This window comes from Stanieria cyanosphaera PCC 7437, assembly GCF_000317575.1.
GTDB classification, from domain to species: Bacteria; Cyanobacteriota; Cyanobacteriia; order Cyanobacteriales; family Xenococcaceae; genus Stanieria; species Stanieria cyanosphaera.
Genome location: NC_019748.1, coordinates 534,986 through 557,774 on the forward strand (window position 1 = coordinate 534,986; position 22,789 = coordinate 557,774).

At 35.6% G+C, this 22,789-nt stretch carries 22 protein-coding genes, 1 pseudogene and 2 CRISPR repeat arrays (1 of these 25 only partly in view); of the genes and pseudogenes, 9 read left to right on the forward strand and 14 right to left on the reverse strand.

Annotated features, from left to right (window positions below; all coding sequences use genetic code 11):
* Nucleotides 1-115: direct repeats of the CRISPR family, unit length 36 nt; unit sequence CTCTATCTTTTGTAGAGAAACTAATTGAATGGAAAC (it extends 453 nt beyond the left edge of the window).
* A gap of 45 nt (nucleotides 116-160) precedes the next feature.
* Entirely contained in the window at nucleotides 161-1,516 is a 1,356-nt protein-coding gene (locus tag STA7437_RS02270; RefSeq protein ID WP_015191746.1) for an IS701 family transposase, read from the reverse strand.
* 92 nt (nucleotides 1,517-1,608) lie between these two features.
* Nucleotides 1,609-2,931: direct repeats of the CRISPR family, unit length 36 nt; unit sequence CTCTATCTTTTGTAGAGAAACTAATTGAATGGAAAC.
* A gap of 108 nt (nucleotides 2,932-3,039) precedes the next feature.
* Between STA7437_RS02270 and STA7437_RS02275 the strand changes: the two genes are divergently transcribed.
* Nucleotides 3,040-4,005: a carbonic anhydrase gene (locus STA7437_RS02275; protein WP_015191747.1), complete on the forward strand. Its 966-nt coding sequence runs from the start codon at nucleotides 3,040-3,042 to the stop codon at nucleotides 4,003-4,005.
* 7 nt (nucleotides 4,006-4,012) lie between these two features.
* On the opposite strand, the gene STA7437_RS02280 is transcribed toward STA7437_RS02275, so the two are convergent.
* Nucleotides 4,013-4,576 (reverse strand): DUF4340 domain-containing protein, encoded by a 564-nt coding sequence (locus STA7437_RS02280; RefSeq protein WP_015191748.1) that lies wholly within the window; start codon nucleotides 4,574-4,576, stop codon nucleotides 4,013-4,015.
* A gap of 277 nt (nucleotides 4,577-4,853) precedes the next feature.
* Between STA7437_RS02280 and STA7437_RS02285 the strand changes: the two are divergent.
* Nucleotides 4,854-5,266: pseudogene (locus STA7437_RS02285) on the forward strand (helix-turn-helix domain-containing protein).
* 136 nt (nucleotides 5,267-5,402) lie between these two features.
* Here STA7437_RS02285 and STA7437_RS02290 read toward each other — a convergent pair.
* The 4 genes from STA7437_RS02290 to STA7437_RS02305 form a co-directional block, all read right to left on the reverse strand.
* Nucleotides 5,403-6,938, reverse strand: a complete 1,536-nt coding sequence (locus tag STA7437_RS02290) for a Gldg family protein (protein WP_015191749.1) — start codon at nucleotides 6,936-6,938, stop codon at nucleotides 5,403-5,405.
* 243 nt (nucleotides 6,939-7,181) lie between these two features.
* On the reverse strand, nucleotides 7,182-7,973 hold the full coding sequence (locus STA7437_RS02295; RefSeq protein WP_015191750.1) for an ABC transporter permease: 792 nt from the start codon (nucleotides 7,971-7,973) through the stop codon (nucleotides 7,182-7,184).
* 126 nt (nucleotides 7,974-8,099) lie between these two features.
* Nucleotides 8,100-9,083: an ABC transporter ATP-binding protein gene (locus tag STA7437_RS02300; protein WP_015191751.1), complete on the reverse strand. Its 984-nt coding sequence runs from the start codon at nucleotides 9,081-9,083 to the stop codon at nucleotides 8,100-8,102.
* A 93-nt stretch (nucleotides 9,084-9,176) separates the two neighbouring features.
* Nucleotides 9,177-9,623, reverse strand: coding sequence for a hypothetical protein (locus tag STA7437_RS02305; protein WP_015191752.1), 447 nt, complete (start codon nucleotides 9,621-9,623; stop codon nucleotides 9,177-9,179).
* Between the two features lie 80 nt (nucleotides 9,624-9,703).
* On the opposite strand from STA7437_RS02305, the gene petN reads away from it, so the two are divergent.
* Together petN and STA7437_RS26420 are read left to right on the forward strand one after the other, a co-directional pair.
* Nucleotides 9,704-9,793, forward strand: coding sequence for a cytochrome b6-f complex subunit PetN (gene petN / locus STA7437_RS25310; RefSeq protein WP_015191753.1), 90 nt, complete (start codon nucleotides 9,704-9,706; stop codon nucleotides 9,791-9,793).
* 3 nt (nucleotides 9,794-9,796) lie between these two features.
* The gene (locus STA7437_RS26420; protein ID WP_171815438.1) at nucleotides 9,797-9,940 is read left to right on the forward strand and encodes a hypothetical protein; all 144 of its coding nucleotides are present in this window, start codon (nucleotides 9,797-9,799) and stop codon (nucleotides 9,938-9,940) included.
* A 235-nt stretch (nucleotides 9,941-10,175) separates the two neighbouring features.
* Here STA7437_RS26420 and STA7437_RS02310 read toward each other — a convergent pair whose 3' ends face one another.
* The 7 genes from STA7437_RS02310 to STA7437_RS02340 form a co-directional block, all read right to left on the reverse strand.
* Nucleotides 10,176-10,406 carry a DUF3134 family protein gene (locus STA7437_RS02310; protein ID WP_015191754.1) on the reverse strand — a complete coding sequence of 77 codons (231 nt, stop codon included), beginning with the start codon at nucleotides 10,404-10,406 and terminating at the stop codon, nucleotides 10,176-10,178.
* 333 nt (nucleotides 10,407-10,739) lie between these two features.
* The gene (locus STA7437_RS02315) at nucleotides 10,740-11,039 is read right to left on the reverse strand and encodes a P-II family nitrogen regulator (protein ID WP_015191755.1); all 300 of its coding nucleotides are present in this window, start codon (nucleotides 11,037-11,039) and stop codon (nucleotides 10,740-10,742) included.
* Nucleotides 11,040-11,114: 75 nt separating this feature from the next.
* The gene (locus STA7437_RS02320) at nucleotides 11,115-11,600 is read right to left on the reverse strand and encodes a globin family protein (RefSeq protein WP_015191756.1); all 486 of its coding nucleotides are present in this window, start codon (nucleotides 11,598-11,600) and stop codon (nucleotides 11,115-11,117) included.
* Nucleotides 11,601-11,641: 41 nt separating this feature from the next.
* Nucleotides 11,642-12,142, reverse strand: a complete 501-nt coding sequence (locus STA7437_RS02325) for a pentapeptide repeat-containing protein (RefSeq protein WP_015191757.1) — start codon at nucleotides 12,140-12,142, stop codon at nucleotides 11,642-11,644.
* Nucleotides 12,143-12,189: 47 nt separating this feature from the next.
* Nucleotides 12,190-12,396: a hypothetical protein gene (locus STA7437_RS02330; RefSeq protein ID WP_015191758.1), complete on the reverse strand. Its 207-nt coding sequence runs from the start codon at nucleotides 12,394-12,396 to the stop codon at nucleotides 12,190-12,192.
* A gap of 587 nt (nucleotides 12,397-12,983) precedes the next feature.
* Nucleotides 12,984-13,232, reverse strand: coding sequence for a hypothetical protein (locus STA7437_RS02335; RefSeq protein ID WP_015191760.1), 249 nt, complete (start codon nucleotides 13,230-13,232; stop codon nucleotides 12,984-12,986).
* A gap of 22 nt (nucleotides 13,233-13,254) precedes the next feature.
* Nucleotides 13,255-13,698, reverse strand: coding sequence for a hypothetical protein (locus STA7437_RS02340; protein ID WP_015191761.1), 444 nt, complete (start codon nucleotides 13,696-13,698; stop codon nucleotides 13,255-13,257).
* 29 nt (nucleotides 13,699-13,727) lie between these two features.
* On the opposite strand from STA7437_RS02340, the gene STA7437_RS02345 reads away from it, so the two are divergent.
* The 3 genes from STA7437_RS02345 to STA7437_RS02355 all read left to right on the forward strand — a co-directional run bounded on the left by STA7437_RS02345 (nucleotide 13,728) and on the right by STA7437_RS02355 (nucleotide 17,498).
* Nucleotides 13,728-14,435: a 16S rRNA (uracil(1498)-N(3))-methyltransferase gene (locus STA7437_RS02345; protein ID WP_015191762.1), complete on the forward strand. Its 708-nt coding sequence runs from the start codon at nucleotides 13,728-13,730 to the stop codon at nucleotides 14,433-14,435.
* A gap of 663 nt (nucleotides 14,436-15,098) precedes the next feature.
* Nucleotides 15,099-16,304 (forward strand): DUF3747 domain-containing protein, encoded by a 1,206-nt coding sequence (locus STA7437_RS02350; protein ID WP_015191763.1) that lies wholly within the window; start codon nucleotides 15,099-15,101, stop codon nucleotides 16,302-16,304.
* 213 nt (nucleotides 16,305-16,517) lie between these two features.
* Entirely contained in the window at nucleotides 16,518-17,498 is a 981-nt protein-coding gene (locus tag STA7437_RS02355; protein ID WP_015191764.1) for a GntR family transcriptional regulator, read from the forward strand.
* Nucleotides 17,499-17,632: 134 nt separating this feature from the next.
* On the opposite strand, the gene STA7437_RS02360 is transcribed toward STA7437_RS02355, so the two are convergent.
* A complete protein-coding gene (locus tag STA7437_RS02360) occupies nucleotides 17,633-18,058 on the reverse strand; it encodes an EVE domain-containing protein (protein ID WP_015191765.1) in 426 nt (141 codons plus the stop codon).
* A 238-nt stretch (nucleotides 18,059-18,296) separates the two neighbouring features.
* On the opposite strand from STA7437_RS02360, the gene STA7437_RS02365 reads away from it, so the two are divergent.
* Nucleotides 18,297-20,150 (forward strand): vWA domain-containing protein, encoded by a 1,854-nt coding sequence (locus tag STA7437_RS02365; protein WP_015191766.1) that lies wholly within the window; start codon nucleotides 18,297-18,299, stop codon nucleotides 20,148-20,150.
* 394 nt (nucleotides 20,151-20,544) lie between these two features.
* The gene (locus STA7437_RS02370; RefSeq protein ID WP_015191767.1) at nucleotides 20,545-22,347 is read left to right on the forward strand and encodes a glycoside hydrolase family 9 protein; all 1,803 of its coding nucleotides are present in this window, start codon (nucleotides 20,545-20,547) and stop codon (nucleotides 22,345-22,347) included.
* Nucleotides 22,348-22,789 lie beyond the last annotated feature (442 nt).

Here is a 22,789-nt window from a genome sequence, read left to right on the forward strand (position 1 = left end):
GCCTCTATCTTTTGTAGAGAAACTAATTGAATGGAAACCTTTTAAAATCTCTTGGGAAAGCGATCGCCTTCTTTGGATTCTCTATCTTTTGTAGAGAAACTAATTGAATGGAAACTCGTCGTGGATTTTTTGAATATCTTCGGAGCTCGACTTTATCCAATCAAGCAGCATAAATAGCCAGATCTCTCAAACGATTGAATAAAGAACGAGGGACTTTTATGATGTCAGTAGGTTTAGATGATATCGAAAAAGTGCTAGCCCACAGAAATCGGCGTACTAAAGCTAAGGCATCAGAAAAAGTAGGTAGAGATTTAACATACCAACTTTTTTGTCTAGTAGTCCAAGTAAAATTGGCTTGTAAACGATGAGCCAAAAGAGTAACTAGAGAAAAAAGTCCTAAAATAAGAGGGGTGGTGCGTGCAATTGCTAAATCTGACCACTGACGTTGAGTTTCCATACCCAAGTGTCTTCTAGCTTCTTCAAAAGTTACTTCTATTTGCCAACGACGCGAAAACCATTCAAGAATCTGTTGAGATTGATATCTTTGATTGGTACACAACAGAGCTTGTGGTCTAAATTTATCTAAAGGGTCGCGGACTAAAACCCAGCGAATTGGCACAACAGGTAGTCCAGTATGATACCAGACAGCTACCCCAGTTGACATTTCAACTGGGCGATTTGCTTCTCCATACCAATTAGATAGTGTAATTTTTGACCATTGTGTATCAGCATCAATGAGAATTTGTTCCAAGTTAGGCAATCTTGTTCCTTTAAGACGAGGACGACCCATAGTACCTGTAGGTCTTGATGGAGCAGGTTCATAAAGAGCAGCATCCAAGCGTAAACGGGTAATCATTGAAGTAGAAGTAGTTTGGCTCACTGAGGAAAGTAATTCTAGACAGGTAAAACTACTATCTGCCACTACTACCAGTTCTCGATTCCAAAGCCATCGTCTAACTTGAAAAATCATCTGTCTTGCCCAATCAGTTAGTTTTTTGTGTCGATGTTGTAATTGCTGATGATAACGCTCAGACGGAGCTAGTGTTGTAAAAAACGGTAATCCCCAAACCTTTTTTGCCCAAGGGATTTCCACAAGCAACATCATTGACAACCAACGTAAACCACTAACCTTAACAAAGTGACTATGACTTGACCTGACTGGGTCGCGATAAATACCTTTAGCTTTTATTTTCTTGCCTTTTCGACGTTCTATCGTATCGTCTATTCCACAGACAACTATGCCACAAGGAATAAATGTCATGACTAAGGTTGTTAGTAGTATTTTGCTTGCTTGAAGGTTTGACCAAACTGCACGATTTAATACCCGATGATAATTCTGGAAGTTAGACTCAGCAGACAATCCCATCACTTCTAATATTGAAGTTACAGTTCTTTTTCCTGTGGCTAAAATCGCACCAATTAACATGATTTGAACGTAGTTCCAAACCTTTTTAGAAAACAGACCAGCAAAAGGTAAAAGAATACTAATAATTTCAACGGGTAAATTAAAACTCATGCTTCGAGCCTAACGATACACTCAAAAATACTGTATCGTTGTTCGACCTCACTTTTCTCTCACAATGGATAAAGTCGAGCGGAGTCGATGTTCTCTATCTTTTGTAGAGAAACTAATTGAATGGAAACAAAGAAACCCCTTGATAAAGGGGTGCCGTATTACCAAAATCTCTATCTTTTGTAGAGAAACTAATTGAATGGAAACATTGTCCCGACACGAGAATTAATGCCTGGGATGGTTTTGGAACCTCTATCTTTTGTAGAGAAACTAATTGAATGGAAACTTTGGGTCTAATTGCTTGGCAATCTCGGCAATTCTCTCTCTCTATCTTTTGTAGAGAAACTAATTGAATGGAAACACCAAATTTCATGCTCCTGTTGTGTTATGGGGTTATTTTCCTCTATCTTTTGTAGAGAAACTAATTGAATGGAAACTTTTTTGTTTAAATATTCTGAGATTAATTGTCGTCATCTCTATCTTTTGTAGAGAAACTAATTGAATGGAAACTGAAATACCTGCCTAATCCCCCAAAGTGAACTGGGTCTAGAACTCTATCTTTTGTAGAGAAACTAATTGAATGGAAACGAAAATGATTACAACTTACAACTTTTAGAAAAAGAACTCTATCTTTTGTAGAGAAACTAATTGAATGGAAACTTTTTTGTTTAAATATTCTGAGATTAATTGTCGTCATCTCTATCTTTTGTAGAGAAACTAATTGAATGGAAACCCGAACCATTCCCAGACTGAGATAATATTCATCCAGTAGATCTCTATCTTTTGTAGAGAAACTAATTGAATGGAAACAATAGTCTTTATAAATTTGTTCCGAGTCAAAGTTTTTTTCTACCTCTATCTTTTGTAGAGAAACTAATTGAATGGAAACCTGATAGTCTCCGTATCCAGGTATATCCTTACAAGCCACTTTCTCTATCTTTTGTAGAGAAACTAATTGAATGGAAACCGCCAAACACTTAAATATAGCTGAAGCAGCAATTATCAAACTCTATCTTTTGTAGAGAAACTAATTGAATGGAAACACTGTGTTTAAATCTGCAATGCGGAATAGTTTATCGACATCTCTATCTTTTGTAGAGAAACTAATTGAATGGAAACTAGCACTGTCGATAATCCGTAGTATGTGTACTGTAACTCTATCTTTTGTAGAGAAACTAATTGAATGGAAACTGCCTTTTATTAGTAGTAGCCTCATACACTCTATTTACTCTATCTTTTGTAGAGAAACTAATTGAATGGAAACTAGATATTTGCATTTTGCATTTTGCCTTTTGACTTATCTAACTCTATCTTTTGTAGAGAAACTAATTGAATGGAAACTAGACAACTATTGGGATATACCGCTACTAAATCTCTTCTGACTCTATCTTTTGTAGAGAAACTAATTGAATGGAAACCTTCGTTAATTTTCTAAATACACAGTGGTACTAGCTATTTAATACATCTTTACGGGATAATAGAAAACATAACTCTACACTCCTCGATCTCAAGGAAAATAAACCACAGTGAAAAAGTTAATTAGCGGTCTTGATAAGTTTCGTCATACTTATGTACCCACCCACCAACAACTTTTAGCACAACTTTCTCATGGTCAAAAACCTAGAGTCCTGTTTATTACTTGTTCCGATTCACGAATAGATCCAAACCTCATTACTCAAACAGATGTAGGGGAACTGTTTGTGATTAGAAATGCAGGTAATATTATTCCTCCCTATGGTGCAGCTAACGGAGGTGAAGGAGGTACGATTGAATATGCTATCCATGCACTGGGGATTGAACAAATAGTAGTGTGTGGACATTCTCACTGTGGTGCAATGAAAGGATTGCTGAAACTTAATGAACTACAGGCTGAGATGCCTTTAGTCTATGACTGGTTAAAACACGCAGAGTCTACTCGTCGTCTGGTGAAAGAAAACTATTCCAATTATCAGGGCGAAGAGTTAATGGAGATTATGGTAGCAGAAAATGTTCTGATTCAGATCAATAATCTCAAAACCTATCCAGTTGTCCAAGCTAAATTGCATCAAGGTAAACTACAAATCTACGGTTGGATTTACCATATTGAGACTGGAGAAGTTTTAGCTTACGATCCAGAAACTCATACTTACGTTTCTCCTCAAAGTCAATTACCAGATTACAGAAATAAAAGTCTTTTCCCAAATAATAAATTTCAAAGTACTAATGCCCCTCCCGTTGCTTGCGAATTATTAAAAAGTAAGAAGCAATCTTCCCAGTCAAATGGCGATGGTTGGTTAAATTTACAATCAATTGAGCAAATTAGGGAAGAATTAGAAGGTTTACTTGCGAATACTCCTCGATCCTCAACTGATGCAGCCCAAGCAATGCGATCGCTTGAAGAGCTATTTAATGAAGCGCGTCAATCAGGTATGAGTTCTAATGAACTACGAGGTTTTCATTACAGATTCTCTGAACCAATTCAAGTTTGGGCAAGAAAAATCCATAGCAGATAAATTGTTATTAGTTTGTAGGGTTTTGTTGCCATTCAGACAATTCTCTATCAACTGCATATTGCCAATTTCTGGAGACTAAAAGTACATTCAGACCGGTTTTTGTTCCTGAAACAGGGGTATAAGCATAAATCAATTCTTCATTGAGACTAGGTTGTCCTAAAAAAATTTCTTGAGTTGTTTGATTGTTTGATTCAATCATTATATGAGCAATGGGATTATCTAAACCATATTGACTCAAATCAGATTGAGGCACAGTAAAAATGCGATCGCTTTTTCCGTTGGTAATTAAATCTAATAAAAAAGCTATAGTAGCATCATTAGCAGGAACATTTTGAGGTTGTTTCATCTGCCAAGGTTGTTCATTTTTTCCTGTACGTTCAAATTCTAAAGTTTGGTTTGATTTTTGAATAATAATTTTATTAATTTGGGCTTCAGTTAAATTAAAAATTTGCTGTTGGTTTGTTGCTGAAATAGTTTTTTGTTGTTCCCCTCTAATTTCATAAAAATAAACCCAGCTACCAAGAATAGCTGCAAAAATAATTAATAAGCAAGTAGTTCTTTGTAGTTTCATAATTAATTTCAAGCATAATAAAGTATTTATTAGCAAGGTTTTAACCCATGCCGAATACAGCAAGGAAGATTGGAAACAAGATGATTGGTATTAGTGATTAATAACCTATTAATAGGATAATTATTATAAGTAAATTCGTTTTTTTTATTTTGTTAGCTAAATTCTCTTCTAGTTTTATTGTAAGTAAAATTAGCGAAAAACAATCAATTTTTACAAGATTAACTCCAAAAATTATTTGATATCAAAATTAAATTTAAAGTAATTATTAGCTAATTTTATGACTGATAAATACATTCAATTACTTCAACAATTTTCCCCTTGTAGTATTACCAGTGATGAAGAGTTAAAAGCTACTCAAACTCAAATAGATCGTTTACTTGATTGCCAGGAATTAAGCCCAGAGGAATCAGACTATCTTAATGTTTTGGGAGCATTAGTTTTTGAATACGAACAAGCTCAAGAACCCATTCCCGATCTTTATGGTATAAATTTATTAAAAGTTTTAATTAAAGAAAGAGAACTACGTCAAAAAGTCTTGTACCTATTTTTAAAACTGAGTCTATTGTCTCCGATATTTTAAATGGAAAAAGACCGTTAACTGTACGTCATATTCAAGAGTTAGCTCAATTTTTTAATCTTGCTCCTGCGGTATTTTTACCGACTGGACAAAATGAAAAAGCTATTGCTTAATATTAAAGTATTTTTCACATTAATGGAAATATAGTTAAAATTTTAGTTTTTTGTTGATAGTTAATTGTTTGTCCACCGATGAACACTGATAAACACAGATGTAGTAAAGACAATTCATGAATTGTCCCTACTCTGTTTATCTTCTCCGCCACCAGGTAAAAATCGCCATACCTAAAGCAATCATTGGCATAATAAATAAAGCCATCAGACTAATAATTCTAGCTTGTAAAGGAGCAAGATTAATCCGACGATTAGTGGGTTCTTTGGCACTAATAGATAAAGTTTGTTCGTCTTCTCCTGCTAACCAATTAATTGAATTAAGTAAAAGATCGCTATTTAATTGTTGTTGTAACCAACCATTGGTTGCAAAAGTGCTGCTTCCAAAAATTACTAAACGGGATTCTTTTGATTGAGCATTTTCTTTACGACTGAGGGCAAAAGCTAAATCTAAAGGACCTTTAATATCTGTGGCAGAATCAAATTGAAGTTGTTGATTTGATAAGTCACTTTCTGCCCAACTTTGTTCATTAGTAATGACTAAAGGTGTAGCTGTTATTCCTTCTTTTGGAACTATTTTTAATGGTCTTGATTCAGGAAAAATAGCAATATCTTGACCAAAATCTTTCGTAATAGGATGTTCACCATAATTATTAATTATTGGTGCAGCAGGACCTAGTCCTAAAATATTTCCTGCACCAGAAGCATCAATAACTAATCGACTATCTAACTGAATGCCCCAATCATCCAAGATAGGGGTTAAACCAGGGTCAGTTTCAGGTGGTAACATTAATAAAAGATTACCACCATTATTTAAATATTCTTGGATAATTTTTACTTCGGCAGGAAACAGTTTTCTATTTGCACCTGCGATCGCGATTACGTTAGTATTTTCTGGTATTTTTCCGCTAGTTGCTAATGTTAATGGTTGGACTTGATAACCTCTATTTTCTAAACTTTGAACTGCTTGAGAAAGACCACCTTCAATATCTTTTAAAGGTGCTTCTCCGTGTCCTTGAAAAAAATAAATAGTTAAGGCGCGATCGCGTTTAATTTTTTCTATGGCATTAGTTAATTGTACTTCAGTTAAAACATTTCCCGAACGAGGATCTAAGGTTTGAATTCGTTGTTTTTTATTACCGTATTCTAGATAAACTTCACCTGGAGACTGAACATTAAATTTACCTTTGGCTAGTTGAATATTTATTTCAGGATCGACAACTTCAAACTGAAAATTTTGGCTATAACGACGATAATTTTGTAGTAAAGATTCAATTTCTGGATCGACGTTGCGATCAAAGATCCAGACTTTGAGAGGTTGAGATAAATTTTGAACAATAGCTTGAGTTTGAGGAGATAAAGTAAAGATTTTATTTTCAGTTAAATCAAATCTAAAAGAATTACGTATGGCAATAAAATTAATTAAGCCAATAATTAGGAAAATTGCTGTAGTTGCAATGAGGGCATTAGTTCCTACTTGCATTCCTCGTTGATGCCAAAAACTGCGATTTGATCTAATCATTAAACCAAACCAAACTGTGATTAAAATTGTACCAACAATTAAGAAACCTAGAGGTAACCATGACCATTGATTAGTAATTAAGCCAACAACTAATCCAGCGACAGCGAAAATTAAGCCAAAGAATAAACACAATTTATCTAAGATTTTTTTCATGGTTTAAGCTGTTGTGAATTTCATTTTTAGCTAAAAAATAAGTTTCAATTTATAACTAGTTGTGCTATTGATAGGGTTGAGGAAGAGAATGGGGAATAAAAAAGTGTAATTAATTTTGCCTGGATAAGCTGATAAACTGATATACATTATTATTCTGCTATTAAAAAAAAATCAACCTTTAAACCCCCTCCCTATCTGTGTGTCAATCTCAATAAACAAATTAAATCCCTAAAAACTTACTTATTAATTGCGAGTAAATCTAAATAATTCAATTGATTGAGCAGTTAAAAATATTCCTAAGAAAATATAACTGAATAATAAAATCAAATCGCTAGTCTCAAAAATTCCTTGAACTAAATTATTATAACTTTCTAATAAAGAAATATGTTTTAAAGCATTGCCAAATGTTCCACCAATACTATTAGCAATTAAATCAATAATCCAAAGAAATAAGACTAAAGTAAAAGTCAAAATTGCAGCAATAATCGAATTATCGGTGAGAGAAGAAATAAACATTCCTAAAGACAAAATTGCTGCTGCTAGTAAAATTAAACCAAAATGAGCTAAAAGTGGAACAGCAGGAGGAACAGCAGGATTAGCAGCACTAAAAGCGATCGCTTCGTATAAGAGAAGTGGTAAAATCATTACTAAAAAAAAGGCTACTACTGCTAAAAGTTTTCCTAAAGCAACTACCCAATTTGTGACGGGAGATGTAGCTAACAATTCAATCGTGCCTCGTTTTCTTTCTTCGGTATAAAGATTCATCGAAAGAATCGGTAAAATAAATAAAGATAAAGAACCCATTACGGCAAACAAGGAATTTAAAAAGACATAAGCTACATCAATATTGGTTGGCATTCCCATCTGTTCACTAATAGCTACTTGTTGAATAATGCCTTGTTGTCCTAATAAAAGTTCAATAAAAAATAAACCAGAAAGAAACCAAAAAACTGCCGTGACAATATAAGCCAAAGGAGAAACAAAATAACTTTGTAATTCTTTTTGGAAGATTGCAATAATATTAGCGATAATCATAATTAACTGTTAATTGTTTGTCCACAGATAAAAACTAATGAAGTTATCGGTGAGTTATATGTTGTGTTGAACAGATTAAGTTCGTACTGAGTGAAATAAAAAAACAGATAATTGATCGATTTTAGATTAATTGTTCATTGTTGTATTTTCTTCATCAGAAGCAACCATTAAATCTTCAGTAGTTAATTCTAAAAAGACATCTTCTAAAGAAGGACGAGTGTAGCGCATTTGATACAATCCTAATCCTTGATTAACAATTGTCGCTGCAATTTCTTTACCAGGTTCACTATTGGCCCGACAAACAATCTGAAGTACATTACGATTAGGTTTAACTATTTCTGATTGAATCACTTTGACTTGACTAACTCCAGTTATCTGGGATAATAAAGGTAAAATCGAGTCGAGATTGCCTTCAACTTCTACTTCATAACCAGAATTACCTTGAAGCTGTTCCATCAAATTGATTGGAGTATCACTAGTTACTACCTTACCGCGATTAATAATCGTTACGCGATCGCAAGTCATACTAACTTCTGGGAGAATATGGGTAGAAAGAATAATTGTATGTTCCCCTGCCAGACTTTTAATTAAATGACGCACTTCAATAATCTGACGTGGATCTAAACCTACTGTGGGTTCATCTAAAATAATTACAGGTGGTTCATGAACGATCGCTTGAGCAATACCTACCCGTTGACGATATCCTTTAGATAACTTGCGAATAATAGTTCTACTTTTATCCTTCAATTGACAACGAGCGATCGCATTTTGAACTTTTTGAGAACGTTCTCCTGCCGAAATTCCTTTAATTTTGGCAACAAAATGTAAAAAACTTTCTACTGTCAAATCTAAATACAACGGTGGATTTTCAGGTAAATAACCAATCCTTTTTCTTACCTCCATTGATTGTTGATGAACGTCATAACCAGCAATTTTGGCTGTACCGCTACTGGCAGGTATGTACCCTGCTAAAATTCTCATAGTGGTGGTTTTTCCTGCACCATTAGGACCTAAAAAGCCGATGATTTCTCCTGCTGATACTGAGAAATGAACGTCCTCAATTGCAGTTGTAGAACCATAGATTTTACTCAGATGTTCAACTTCAATCATAAGATTCTGTTGCAAAAATAAATTTTAAATCAAAACTAATAGCTTCTGCCTCCTGCCTCAACTCAATCAGGTTTGGGAAACTTATGAAAAAATCTAGAGAAAAGGTTTGATAAACTTACGTTCTAAGGCAAAATCAAGCAAAAAACGCGTTAAAGCAAAACAAAATAAACTCTCACCAAATAATAAACCCACCAACCATAATTGTCCCGAGATAATACCCATCCCTTCCCATAAAGCTAATCCTCGAACAATTCCAAAAGCTAATACCGAACCATCTTTAAGATGAGAGTTATTATCCCCCCGAATAATATAACGATAAGTTACTCCAAACAAAAAACCGCTAATAACTGCGATCGCTAATCGACTCAAAAACTCTATCTCCAAAGAGACTGTGAAAATTGCCAACTGTTCCCCTTGAGATAATAAAACAATTGTATTGAATAATTGCATTCCTAATTCGCTCATCGAAAAAGCGATCGCAGCTAGTACCCCTGCTTTGCAAGATTCTATTCTTTCAGTTTGTAAACTAGGCAAAGTCATCACCAGAAAACTTCAATAACAAAGTATGATAGATTTTGTATTAGTTTGATTAGTTTTATTAACAAAAGAAACATATAGCTATGGATATTTTGACATTAGGTTGGGTTAGCCTACTTGCTTGCTTTACTTGGTCTATTGCAATGGTCGTTTGGGGTCGTAACGGATTCTAAGTTGTGGAAACAGCATATTTAGTTAATACTCTTTTTTTGATAGCTCTGGCACTGCTCATTATAGTCAGTGGAGGAATACTTTATCTTTCTGCGATTAAATGGCAAGATCGTCGCCGTCAAAAAAATGATGAACGTCTTAATCGTTAACAGTGGTATCTATTTTTCAATTTTGAGCAGTTTTAATTTCAAAAGTGGTAATTAAAAATTTTTGCTGCTTAAAAAAGTGTTTATAAAAAATTATTCAAACAAACTAAAGGGTGTTAAGTATAACTTAACGCCCTATTATTTATATTCCGCTTTGATCATTTTCCGAGATTTACTAATAACAATACCAATTCTCGAAACTATCTAAATACATAACCAAATTATTTCCTGAGAAAGACTATAGCGATTCTTCATCGAGTTCTAAATCTAATTCCTCTTCTTGACTTAGAAGATCTTCAAATTCATCTGTTGCCTTATCATCGTGGTACTTATCAGATTGATAGGGTTTGAATCGACCAGTACTTTGTATCCATCTAAAAATAGATTCATCTTCTCTGGGAGCAATAATCGAGGCTGGTTCACCTATCGGTTCTTCTTGAAGTGCAGGGTATGTGTATTGCTTATTCATTTTTGCCTACTTCCTAGGTTGTGGTTCGTCATATCTGTTGGGATCTTTCTTTTGTTTATTAGTCTTATCCAATTGTTTTTTTTTGTTTTTTAGATTCTCTATTGCCTTTTTTCTTTGACATAACATAACGATTCCTAAATTAGATATTTATAATGGATTGTCGTTTGATGGGCTACTCGGACAGTAAAAAAAAATTTGAAATACCATTAAGTCATATGTTTAAGAAATTGCGACCGCTATTAAAATTTTCAGCTAGTCGAAGTGCAATCATAATCGAATATTAAGTAATCATAGAAACGCAGACAACCAAGTTGAATCAATAGGTTTCGTTATCTAATCAAACAAACCTTCTACATTTTGTCGAAAGGCAATCAAGGCATGAGTTCCCTGAAATGGCTTTAGCTCTTCGAGCAATTGGTCAGATATTTCTGGCGGAACGATAGTTTTGACTTCAATATTGGTGTTATAGCCAGCCAGATCTCCCATCCGTTTACCATGACTACCTGCACCCTGGGCTGGAATAATGGTGTAACCAGAGACATCTAATGTTTGTAGTAACTTAATCAAACGGTCTTGTAAAACTGCTTCACAGATAATAGTGACCATAGTACCCTGGTGAAAAGAAGTAGACATAAGAATTCTCAAAACACTTGTATTGTTTTTTTTGCTAATCTAGCGTGGCGATCGCTTGAAGGTTATTTCTGTTGTCTATTGAAGAGCAGCAATGAGGTAGTCGAAGTAAGTACCAACTTCACTAGCATCTTCTCCAGACAAAATTGAGGTAGCGATCTTCTTCATGGCACGGACACTTTCGGCAACGGAGTCAATGGGAGTGCCAAGAGATTTGTACATTTGACTGACACCAACAATCCCAAGCTCTTGAATTGGCGCACCATCTCCAGCAGCAATACTGTAGGAAACTAAGCGCAGATAATAATCCATATCTCGTAGACAAGTAGCTGTTTTCTCTTTGCCGTAGGCATTGCCACCAGTAGAAACAAGGTATGGACGGCTTTGAAAGAGTTGATTGGCAGCTTGTTTAACAATGTAACTACGGCTTTCTGTTAAAGCTTTCACAAGTTTTAAACGGCGATCGCTATTTTTGATAAACAGATTGATTTGCTCCAATTCTCCAGGGGTAAGATAGCGAATCTCAGCATCTGCATTGACAATCATTTTTGTAATAATACTCATCAACTGACTCCTGAAAGGTTTAAATTAACGTAAATTTAAATTCATTGAACTCTTCTTAATTCAACTTCCTGAAGTTCTGACTCTTCCAAATAAGCTCCCTTTAAGTCGGCTCTATTTAATCTAGTTTCTTTGAGATCGACTCCTGTTAAATCAGCCCCTCGTAAGTCTGCTCCTTCTAAATTAGTCCCTCGTAAATTTGCGCCTCGTAAATCTGCTCCTCCTAAATTAGCTCCTTGTAAATCTGCTCCACTCAAGTCAGCTTCTCTCAAATCTGCTCCACTTAAATCAGAGTCGATCATTTCAGCATCAATTAGGCAAGCTTGAACTATTTCTGCATCAGCCAGATTAGCTTGATTCAGCTTCGCTTGATTCAGATGTGCTTTAGTTAAGTTTGTTCCTCGTAGGTTCGCTTTAATCAGGTGCGCTCCAGTTAAATGCGCTCCAATTAGATTGGCATTAGTTAGACATACTTGAATGAGACTGACTCGACTAAAATCTCTTTGTCCTGCTGCGTATCGTTTTACAATTTCTTGAGCATCCATATTTTTTTCTCTTGAATTATGTGAAAAGTAAGTTAGTTGAGGAATGGTTATAAAGCTGGCATTTCTTGATAACAGTGACTACAATGCCAATAAAGACCTCCTAAACGTAGATGACGGAGTAAAGTATATGAACAACAAGGGCAAATCTGCTGACTTGTCATGGAGTAGTTAGCATAGATGGCTGCTTTCCTTTGGTTGCTTCCAGTTTTAGGAGGAGCTAATTGTTGAGAAAATCGATTTAATAAATTGGGCATTATGTTAACCAGATTTTGATTAGTATTTAGACTCGCATTGTAGAGAAGGCGACAATTTGTAGTTGAATCCACAATTCTTTTTTCCACTTCAAACTTAAAATCTCTGAATTTTTGACCCCCAAAGCTTTTAGGCATTTAGCTATATCTTTTTTAGTCAGTGATTGTAGGGACAATTCTGAAGCCACAAAACAGGCAAAGCTAGGTGAAACACTAGATAAATTGCTGATATAAATTGACATAGAACATCTTTTCAATACAAGAATGTAGAGATTTAGATTCGGAAAGAAGTCTATGGAGTTAGTCAAGGCTCCGAAAATATTTCTTAACAGTTTGATCTTAACGTGGAACTTCATCACGATAAGATAAAGACACAACTCTTATTGATCAGTTTTCTAGTTCATAGCGTTAGCAGAAGGCCCAATCTATTTTTCTGCCGAAGAGGAACTTAAACTAAATAAGACGTATTTTGTTGATCGTAAAAACTTTTGAAACAAACCTATTTTATTAAGCTATGATTTCCTCTTGTTCAGTAAATCATTTCAAGAAAACAGAAGGAGAAATTAAGATTGTAATTTTTAATCAAGCTCTTATTTTTCCGATTTATAAAGAGACTCTTGAAATTCTCGCCCCATCAAACTACCAAATTGAGACCAACCCATATTAGGAGTTTTAGATAAGGTAGACTTAATTCTTTCGAGTTTTTTTCTAAATCCTATTAATTGTGAAGCGTTAGGCGGTAAAATTTCACTATAAGCGGATGCTAATTCCTCATTAGTCGCCGTATTAAAATCAATAGATTCTCCGACTGCGATTAAATTCCGAACGATAGGCAACATATTATTTCTCTCTATTGTTAAATTAATTAGCTACTTCTAGAAAACAAATCTTTCCTTTAGTCTTACAGATATTAGAGACTTGAGGAGCTAATATTAGGCGAAAATTTAGATTTAGTGTTTGTGATCGCTCTATTCTTTCTTGTGTCAGTTTAGGCACTTGCTCAATCACAACTATTCTCAGCATCAATGAAGGTAGAAGAGAAAAGGAGACGAGCGCAGCGAAGCCCTGAACGCAGTGAAGGAGATAGGGAGATAATAAACATTCATAACTGTACAGACGTAACCTGTTGCGGTGAGACCCTGCGCCACGCCAGTCGCTCCACTTGGGGATACCCCAAGACCGCGCTGGCTCACCTGCGGGCGCAAAGGAACGCTCACCAAGACAAGTTTCTACCGATAACTGATAACTGGTAACTGGTAATTGTATAATTGCGGTCAGCCTTCGGCTGGCACTGCGTGGTCGCATAAATAAATTATTAATCATTAATCAAATCATTGGTTTACCGCATAGTTATTACTCCTGAACAAAAACAAGACGATCGCGTCGTTCTTAATCCTTCACAACAGCATTATTTACAAAGAGTTTTAAGAATGAATAATGGCGATCTCATTATTGTGATGAATGGTCGGGGTCTATCTTGGTTGGCTCAATTAGAGGGCAATCTAGCTCACATTCTTGAACCAATTACTACTTCAACTGAATTACCTTTACCTATAACCTTAATTACTGCTTTACCTAAAGGCAGTGGTTATGAAGATATAGTTCGCTGCTGTACCGAATTAGGAGTTAATACCTTTATTCCTGTAATTAGCGACCGCACTATCTTAAAACCTAGTCCCAATAAAGTCGAACGTTGGCGCAAAATTGCCACCGAAGCAGCTGAACAATCGGAAAGACAAGTAGTTCCGCAGATTACTAATCCGATTAAATTTACTCAAGCGATTAAGCAAACAATTAATCAGGAAAGCGATCGCTATATTTGTGTGGCTCGTGGCGATTTACCTACTTTATGGAGTTGTCTAACTCAAGTCCCAGAACGAGAAATTATTCTTGCAACGGGTTGTGAAGGAGGCTGGAGTCCCCAGGAAATAGAAAAGGCAATTCAACAGGGATTTCAACCAGTTTCTCTAGGAAATCGTATTTTAAGAGCTATTACTGCACCGATGGTTGCGGTAACGATAGTGACTGTCAGACTCAATTAATCAGTGACCAATTACTAATTACTAATTACTAATTATGAGGGATGAATAATCAACAATTAACCATTAACAAAAAACCAAGGTGTCAGACTGTATTTGAATCTAAAATAAAAACTGCTGTATACTTATAAGCTAATCTTTAATAGATATGTGTAATTAATTTAAAATTTCTCTTCAAAGTTTAAAAAAAACTTAAAAAATTATTGAGAATAAAGATTTTTTACGAACGAGTTGATCGAGGTTTGAGCTTATTGTAAATTATTGACAATACAAAAACCGTTTATCCATGATAATATTGCCTATTTATTGGTTTTTAGACTAAAAATAACAAAATTTTACGCTACAAATTAGACAGAGTAAGCAATCAGCTTTTTTCTTAATTTTAATTATTAACAATTCCTGACATTTGCTTATTGACTAAGTATTATTACTAATCTTGACAAAATGAAAATAATAGTTACGATAGTCCGTCGTTAATAGTATCAAATTAAACCAAAAGATAGGAACATCGAGATTGAATAGTTAGTCTGTTTCATTGCTCAATTAAATTACACAAAATCTCTAAAAATTTTTCTGACAATAAAAACAAGAGTATCTTTGCTCATTAAAGATATTCTCAAAGCTTTTGCACTCGAATCGAATTGTTAAAGTAACAAAAAAATTCTTATGAAATTATCACTTCCACTGAAACTTACAGCCATCGCAACAGCAGTTTTAACTACTACAATTACTTTTTCTTCTCTTAAAGCAGCAGTAATTGGAGAAGAACCAATCAACCAAAGCGAAATTGTTGCAGTAGCAGCCCCTTTTGGCAGTAATAAATATAGTTTAGTTGTTGTCGAACAAATTCCTGGTCAAAAACAATGTTGGAGTGAAATGGGTTCTCAACCAACTGTGGTCGAGCCTCTTTGGACTACTTTTGACTTTACAGGACATTGCCGTCGTGCTACCGATGCCAATGGTTATTCTGTTCATCTCGATGGTCAAGATACTAGCCAAGACTATTTATTAGATCTGGTTGAAAAAGATGGTGAATTACAATTGGTTGCCATGAATTTCAAAGACCGTTCTAGAACGGTAGTTGGTAAAACCTTCGGTCTGAATCAAGGTAAATTCTTAAAAGTCTTTTTAAATCCAGGTTGGCAATTCACTAAAAAAACTGTTGACAGTAAAACTGTAGGTCATGTGTACTTTAGTGGTGATACTGCTGCGATCGCTGCTGCGGGAGATACACCTCCTACACCACCACCCGCTGCACCTAGGTTTAGTGATACAGCTAGCGATATTTATAAAGATGAAATCGAACAAGCTGTAGCCCTGGGATTTATTGCTGGTTTCCAAGACAAAACCTTCCGTCCTCAAGATCCTCTAACTAGAGAACAATTAGTATCGATGGTGATTGGTGCTTTAGGCACGATCGCAGATCTCAAAATTCAATTACCTGCTCAAGCTGTCATGCAACCTTATCCCGATGTAGCAACTTCTCGCTGGAGTGCTGCCAAAGTTCAATGGGCAAAAGATAATCAAATTGTCACTGGTTATCCAGATGGTACATTCCGTCCAGAAAAACCAGTTACTAGAGCAGAGTTAATGGCAGTATTAAAACGTGCAGCCGAATTTGTTAGAGTTGAACGAGGATTATCGCCCGAATTAGCTACTAAACCAGCATCAACGTCTTTTTCAGACATTTCTACCCACTGGGGTAGGGATTTAATTGCGCAGATGTCTGGTTATTGTCAAGTAGCTTCTCCTTATAATGAAACGGGAAATGCTTTCAATCCTGATCAAGCTTCAGGACGTAATTATGCTGCTGCTGCGACGTTGAGAGTGCATCATTGTGTTGCCGATCCAACTACTCAAGCTAGTCACTAGACTTTATAACAATTCTACTTTATCAAAGAGGGAGTAAGGGAGGTAGAAGAGATATTTTCTACTTTCCTACTTCTTTCTCTTTTTAGAGATATATTTTTTTCTGCAAGAATAAAAGATTGTAAACCTTAATACCATTTTGATCTTTTTCTCTTAAAATAACGCCTATAAGATTTTCTGCTGTTAGCTAATCTGAGTCATTAGCAATTTAAGAAGATGTTAAATATCCAAATAAAATCAGATAGCGACATTCCTGCTTCTAAACAACTATTCGATCAAATTCAATTTGCGATCGCGTCTGGACAATATTTAGCTGGTCATCGTCTACCCAGTACCAGACAGTTAGCCATGATTACAGGATTGCATCGCAATACCATTAGTAAAGTGTATCAACAATTAGAGGAAGTAGGATTAGTAGAATCGATCGCAGGATCTGGTATTTATGTTAAAGCAGACGGAAATGAAAGGGGAACTGAGTTAAATTCTGCAGAAATTGTTCAAAATAATATTATTAAAGATAGTATTGACGAATTACTCGCTCTTGGTTGCACTCTTAATCAGATTCAAGATTTATTTGTCGCCGAATTAGAATGGCGATCGCGTTGTCTTCAACAATTAGTAGTCACCGTACCAACTAGAGATTTAAACGCAGGGGAATTGATGCGCCAAGCATTGGAACAATCTTTGGGTATTGCTGTTAAGTTAGTACCTTTGCATGATTTACTAACACTAATTACTGAAACTAATTTTGGTACAGTTATAACTAGTCGTTATTTTATTCGAGAAGTTTTAGAAGTAGTTCCCCCCAGAACTTTCCGAGTCTTGACAGTTGATATTTATGACTATGCGAAGGAATTGGAAATAGTTAAAAGCTTACCGCCTCAAGCTTGTTTAGGTATTGTCAGTTTGAGTGAAGGCACGTTAAAAATAGCGCAAAGTATTGTTAGTAGTCAAAGAGGAGAAGATGTTTTAGTTTTGACTGCACCAATTAATGACTCTAAACGAATTAAAGCTTTGATTCATTCGGCTCATAAAATCATCAGCGATCCAGCTAGTTATTCGGCAATTAAAGCTGCGATCGTAGCAGCTAGGGATGACTTGATTCGCTTCCCAGAAGTGATCTGTAGTGAAAATTATATTGCAGAAAAATCAATTAATTTGCTTAAAAAAGAATTAGGATTATCGGGTGAAAAGTAAGTAATATTAATGTGAAATAGAATATAGCAGTTCTCACGTTCTATGAGATACATCCGTTCGATACAGATTTTTGTTAATGGTTAATTGTTGATTATTCATCCCTCATAATTAGTAATTGGTAATTAGTAATTACACTATCCTTTTAATTGATAAACTCTTTCCCATTCTTGAGGAGTAACCTTAAAATTAGTACTATTGGGAGCGCGAATTACAAGTAAATTTTGCAGAGTACGGTCATATTTTAGTTCAAATCGACGTAGAGGTTGTCCGATCAGTTTCCGAATCAAACGGATTTTTACGTGTAATCTATTTTTCTTGAACTTATTGGCATCGATCCAATAATCAAGATCGGAAATTTCTTTTAAAATTTGAGGTGGTTCAATTACTTCTGCGATCGCGTATACTCCTGCATTTTCTCCCGACATCCATACTAATACTCCATCTCCTACAGCTATCTCTTTGGCGTAGCGCGTAACCAACCACGGCATTTCTTTTAGTTCTTTAATTGCATCAAGAAGTCGGTAATAGTTGGGATTTGCTTGAAATAACCAGTAATTCATCAAAAGTCGAAGGTACTCCCTCTTAAAAAGACGAAGCCTGCTTCGACTTCGTCAGAATCGATTTGTAATTGCTTATTTTATCAGTGGTCATACCCGTTTCAAGATAATTATTAAATAAAACTAAGGTGAAAAATAATTTTGCAGCTTATTAAGTATATTTGTATTAATAAAAAGAGGATTTTTAAAATTTTCTTCAAAATCGGGAACTTTATAAGTAACCTGTTTGGAAGTATTGCCAATGAAAGTTAATTACTCCTTGAGTCAAACTGTTGTTGCTGTTAATCAACCTACTACTGTTGATTTAATTTTAAATTTTCAAGGAGTTGAGACTAATCAATCTAACTCTCGTCGTCCGCTTAATCTGAGTTTAGTTTTAGATCGTTCGGGTTCGATGGGTGGAGATCCGCTTCGCTATGCCATTAGTGCAGCGCAACAGTTGGTAGAGTATTTAACACCAGAAGATTATCTTTCGGTAGTAGTTTATGATGATACTTCTCAAACAATTCTTTCTCCCCAACCTGTAGAAAATAAAGCCAAAATTCAAGCAGCTATTGGCAAAATCTATGCGGGTGGGTTGACTAATTTAAGTGATGGTTGGTTAAAAGGTTTTGATTATGTCAAATCGCAACAAAGTAAAGAAAGAATTAATCGAGTTTTGTTATTAACTGACGGACAAGCAAACGTTGGTATCAGCGATCCGCAAGCTTTGATTAAAATAGCCAAAGAAAAAGCCAAAGAAGAAATTATTACTACTACACTAGGTTTTGGTAATCATTTTAATGAAGACTTGTTGATTGGTATTGCCGATGCAGCAGGAGGCAACTTTTACTTTATTCAATCTCCCAAGGAAGCAGTCGATGTATTTCGCATCGAAATGGAAAGTTTAGTTTCAGTAGTTGGACAAAATCTCACTGTAACTTTACAACCAGAAACAGGAATTTCTATTACAGAAGTTTTAAATAATTATCGTTATTTACTTAATGGTGAAGATATAGAAGTTTTATTAGGAGATGTTTACCAGATTGAAAGTAAGCCTTTAGCAGTACAATTTGCTTTACCAGCGATTCCAAAAACAGGAAAAACCAACCTTGCTACCATCTCTTATACTTATCAAACCATAGTTGATGGCAAAATCGATCGCTTTACCGAATATCTACCCATTTCTATCACTGTCGCTTCCACAGACGAAGCTAGTCAAGTTGAACCAGATTCAGCCGTTATTCAACAAGCTAGTCAATTGCGAATTGCCAAAAAGAAAGACGAAGCAGTAACCTTAGCTGACAAAGGAGATTATCAACAAGCAGCCGAAATTCTCCGTCAGACTGTAGCCGAATTAAAATTAAAAGCTTTACAAGAATACTTTGAAATTGCCGAAGAAATCGAACAATTAGATTACTATGCTCAAAATTTAGCACAAAAACGCTTCGATATAGCAATTCGCAAAGAAATGCGCGATCAATCCTATCAAGCCAGAAAACGCGACCGCGATGATTTAAAATTAAGAGGTACTACTACAGGTGCAGCTAATCATTTACCCACTGTTACCGATCCTGGAGAAGGTATTTTAGTCAAATGCGGTCTCGCTTTCAGCGAGGCGCGGAGCGATCGCATTAATGGTAAATTACGCATTCGTGTAATTTCTGAAGGTTATAATCCCGATTTTAATGTGCAGTTTCCTCGTAGTATTCGTCAAGAAGGTGTTACCTACGTTGTCGATCAAATCGAAATTTCAGCCAATGGTACTTTTTATCGCGCTATTGGAAATATTCGCCGTCTCCTTAAACCAGGTGAAAACATTACTCCTGCAAGCACTTCTAAACCCAAGAATTTACAAAAAGCCAAAACCAAAGGTACTGCTGCTGACTTAGAAACTATTGATACTGTTGGTGATGGAGTTTTAGTTCAATGTATCAAAGAAAAAAGTAAATTAAGAGCCAGAGTTGTGTCTGATGGTTATAACCCCGATTGGAATATGCGTTTTCCTCGCGAAATTAGAGAAGAGGGAATGTTGTACGTAGTCGATGAAGTTCAAGAAAGTTCCCAAGGTAGTTATTATGTTGCCTATGGCAAGATTAAAAGATTAGTTCAGTAATTTTAAAAATTATTTCTTTTTATTTTCTACCTATAAAATATAACGAGAGGGGTCATCGTCTCGGTTATTCAGATCAAATCAGTTTAATTAATAATAATAAACTTCACTCTTCAACTTTTTTTCTTTTTTCCTGACTTGAAAGTAACTGAAACAAGACATAAGAACTACTTTCATTCTTGCTATTAAAATTTTTCATCTCAACTACTTTTTGCTTTTTCGTGTGATACTCCTCACAGTGATTATTACTAAATTAATAATTACTAAAAATAAAATCGGTAGATTTGATGAAGCTTTATCAAAAAAAAATAAATTATAAATAAACTATCGTTAAATTTTGTCAAATTCATCAATTCAATATTGTTGAAAGCAAACTTCTTTTAGGTGGAAGCAAATTATGAATAATATTGCTACAAGCAATTGTATGGTTAAAAATATTAATTTTGAAATAGTTCAAGACTGGAATGGTGGATTTAAAGCTCAATTAGATTTTAGTAGCAAACAAGCAATAACTAAAGGTTGGCAATTACAATTTTCAGCCCCCTTTGAAATCAAAGAAATCTATGGAGCAGAAGTATTAGAAAGCAAAAATAATCAATATACTATCGGCAATGTAGATTGGAATGAAAAAGTCTCTGCCAACTCCACACAACAAATTATTATCATTGCCAATGACTTCGGACAACCGGCTCAAAAAGCCACCGATTTTCAACTACTTCTAGAAAACCAACCCATTGAACCTATTCCTAGCGAACCACAAGAACCTGTTACTCCCGAACAACCTACTATTCCCGACTCTGAACCACAACCATCAGACAATCCTAATGGTACAGGTCAATTTAGATACGGAGAGGCTTTACAAAAATCATTCCTCTTCTTTGAAGCCAATCGTGCTGGAGATTTACCCAACGATAAACGTATTGAATGGCGAAGCGATTCAGCCCTCTCGGATGGCTCTGATGTAGGTCGAGATTTAACAGGAGGCTATTATGATGCAGGCGACCACGTCAAATTCGGCTTGCCTATGTCAGCCAACAACACAATGTTAGCTTGGGGTGGTATTGAATACGAATCAGCTTATAAACAAAGCGGACAATGGGACGAACTACTTGAGGCTGTCAAATGGGGAACGGATTATTTTCTTAAAGCTCATGTCTCTGAAGGAGGCAAAACTAAAGAGTTATATGTCCAAGTTGGAGATGGTCACGCGGATCATGCTTACTGGGGTTCTCCAGAAAATATGACCATGGCAAGACCCTCTTTTAAGATTGATGCAGCTAATCCAGGTAGCGATGCAGCAGCAGGAACAGCTTCTGCTTTAGCTTCGGCTTCAATTCTTTTTCGTGGAGTAGATGATGCTTATGCAGATAAACTATTAGATAACGCCAAACAGTTATTTGAGTTTGCAGATACTTATCGAGGTAAATATTCTGACTCAGTGCCTGCTGCTAATCCTTTTTATACTTCTTTTAGTGGTTATTCCGACGAACTAGCTGAAGGTGCAGCTTGGTTATACAAAGCTAGTGGAGAGCAAAAATATTTAACTCGCGCTGAAGACATTTTTGATTCGGAAATTGGCTATCCTTCTGACTGGACATGGATGGCAGACAACAAATCTAACTCAGCAGCGGTAATACTCGCTCAAGAGAGTAGCGACCCGAAATACAAACAGATGGTGGAAGGTTGGTTAGAAAATTGGATTAATGGAACAGGCAATGTTCAATATAGCCAAGGTGGTTTAGCTTGGCGGACTCGCTGGGGTTCGCTCGCACTTTCTTCGGCGACTTCATACTTAGCCCAATTGTATAATGATACGGTCAAACAAGACTCTCGTTATACAGATTTTGCTAACAATCAAATTGATTATATTTTGGGTGATAATCCCAGAAATGCCAGTTATATGATTGGTTTTGGCGAAAATTATCCTCAACAACCACACCATCGGGCAGCTACAGGAAATGCTCCTTATGGTCAACCCTCAGAACATATTTTGTTTGGTGCGTTGGTGGGAGGACCAGGTTCTACTAATGATTTTGATTATAATGATGACCGCAACGATTGGGTAACTAACGAAGTTGGTACTGGATATAATGCTCCACTTACTTCTGCTTTGATTCAGCAATATAACAATTTTGGTGGTGAGCCTTTATCTAATGCTGAACTTGATGCTTTGCCTGGCATTGCTATCGTTGACGTTTAAACCTCTTTTTCGAGCTAGTATATATAGCAATGAGGTTAGGACAAAAAAAACTCTCTAAGGGCGATACGAAGTCCAAGTCTATTGTATGCCCCCTCCCTACGATACCTATAGTTTGATTGCTATAGCCTGAATTCAATTCAGGCGACAACTCCTCCAGAAGTTAAAATAATCGTTTTTCATGAATGATTTAGGACTGCTATATAGCGTTTCTTGTTCTCGTGAGGTACATTAGCACCCTGGTTTTCGTTAATTGTTGAGACCTACGGTAGTGCGCTTCGCTTATGTTAATGGTTAATTGAAAATTGGTAACTAGTCACGGATAATGGTGTACCTTATAACTTCGAGAATTGCTATATTTAGTCGATTGTATGAAAATACTGAATAATATTTAGTTTTTACTTCCTGAAGAACAAAATTTTCTAGCGAAGTTTGGTAATTTGAG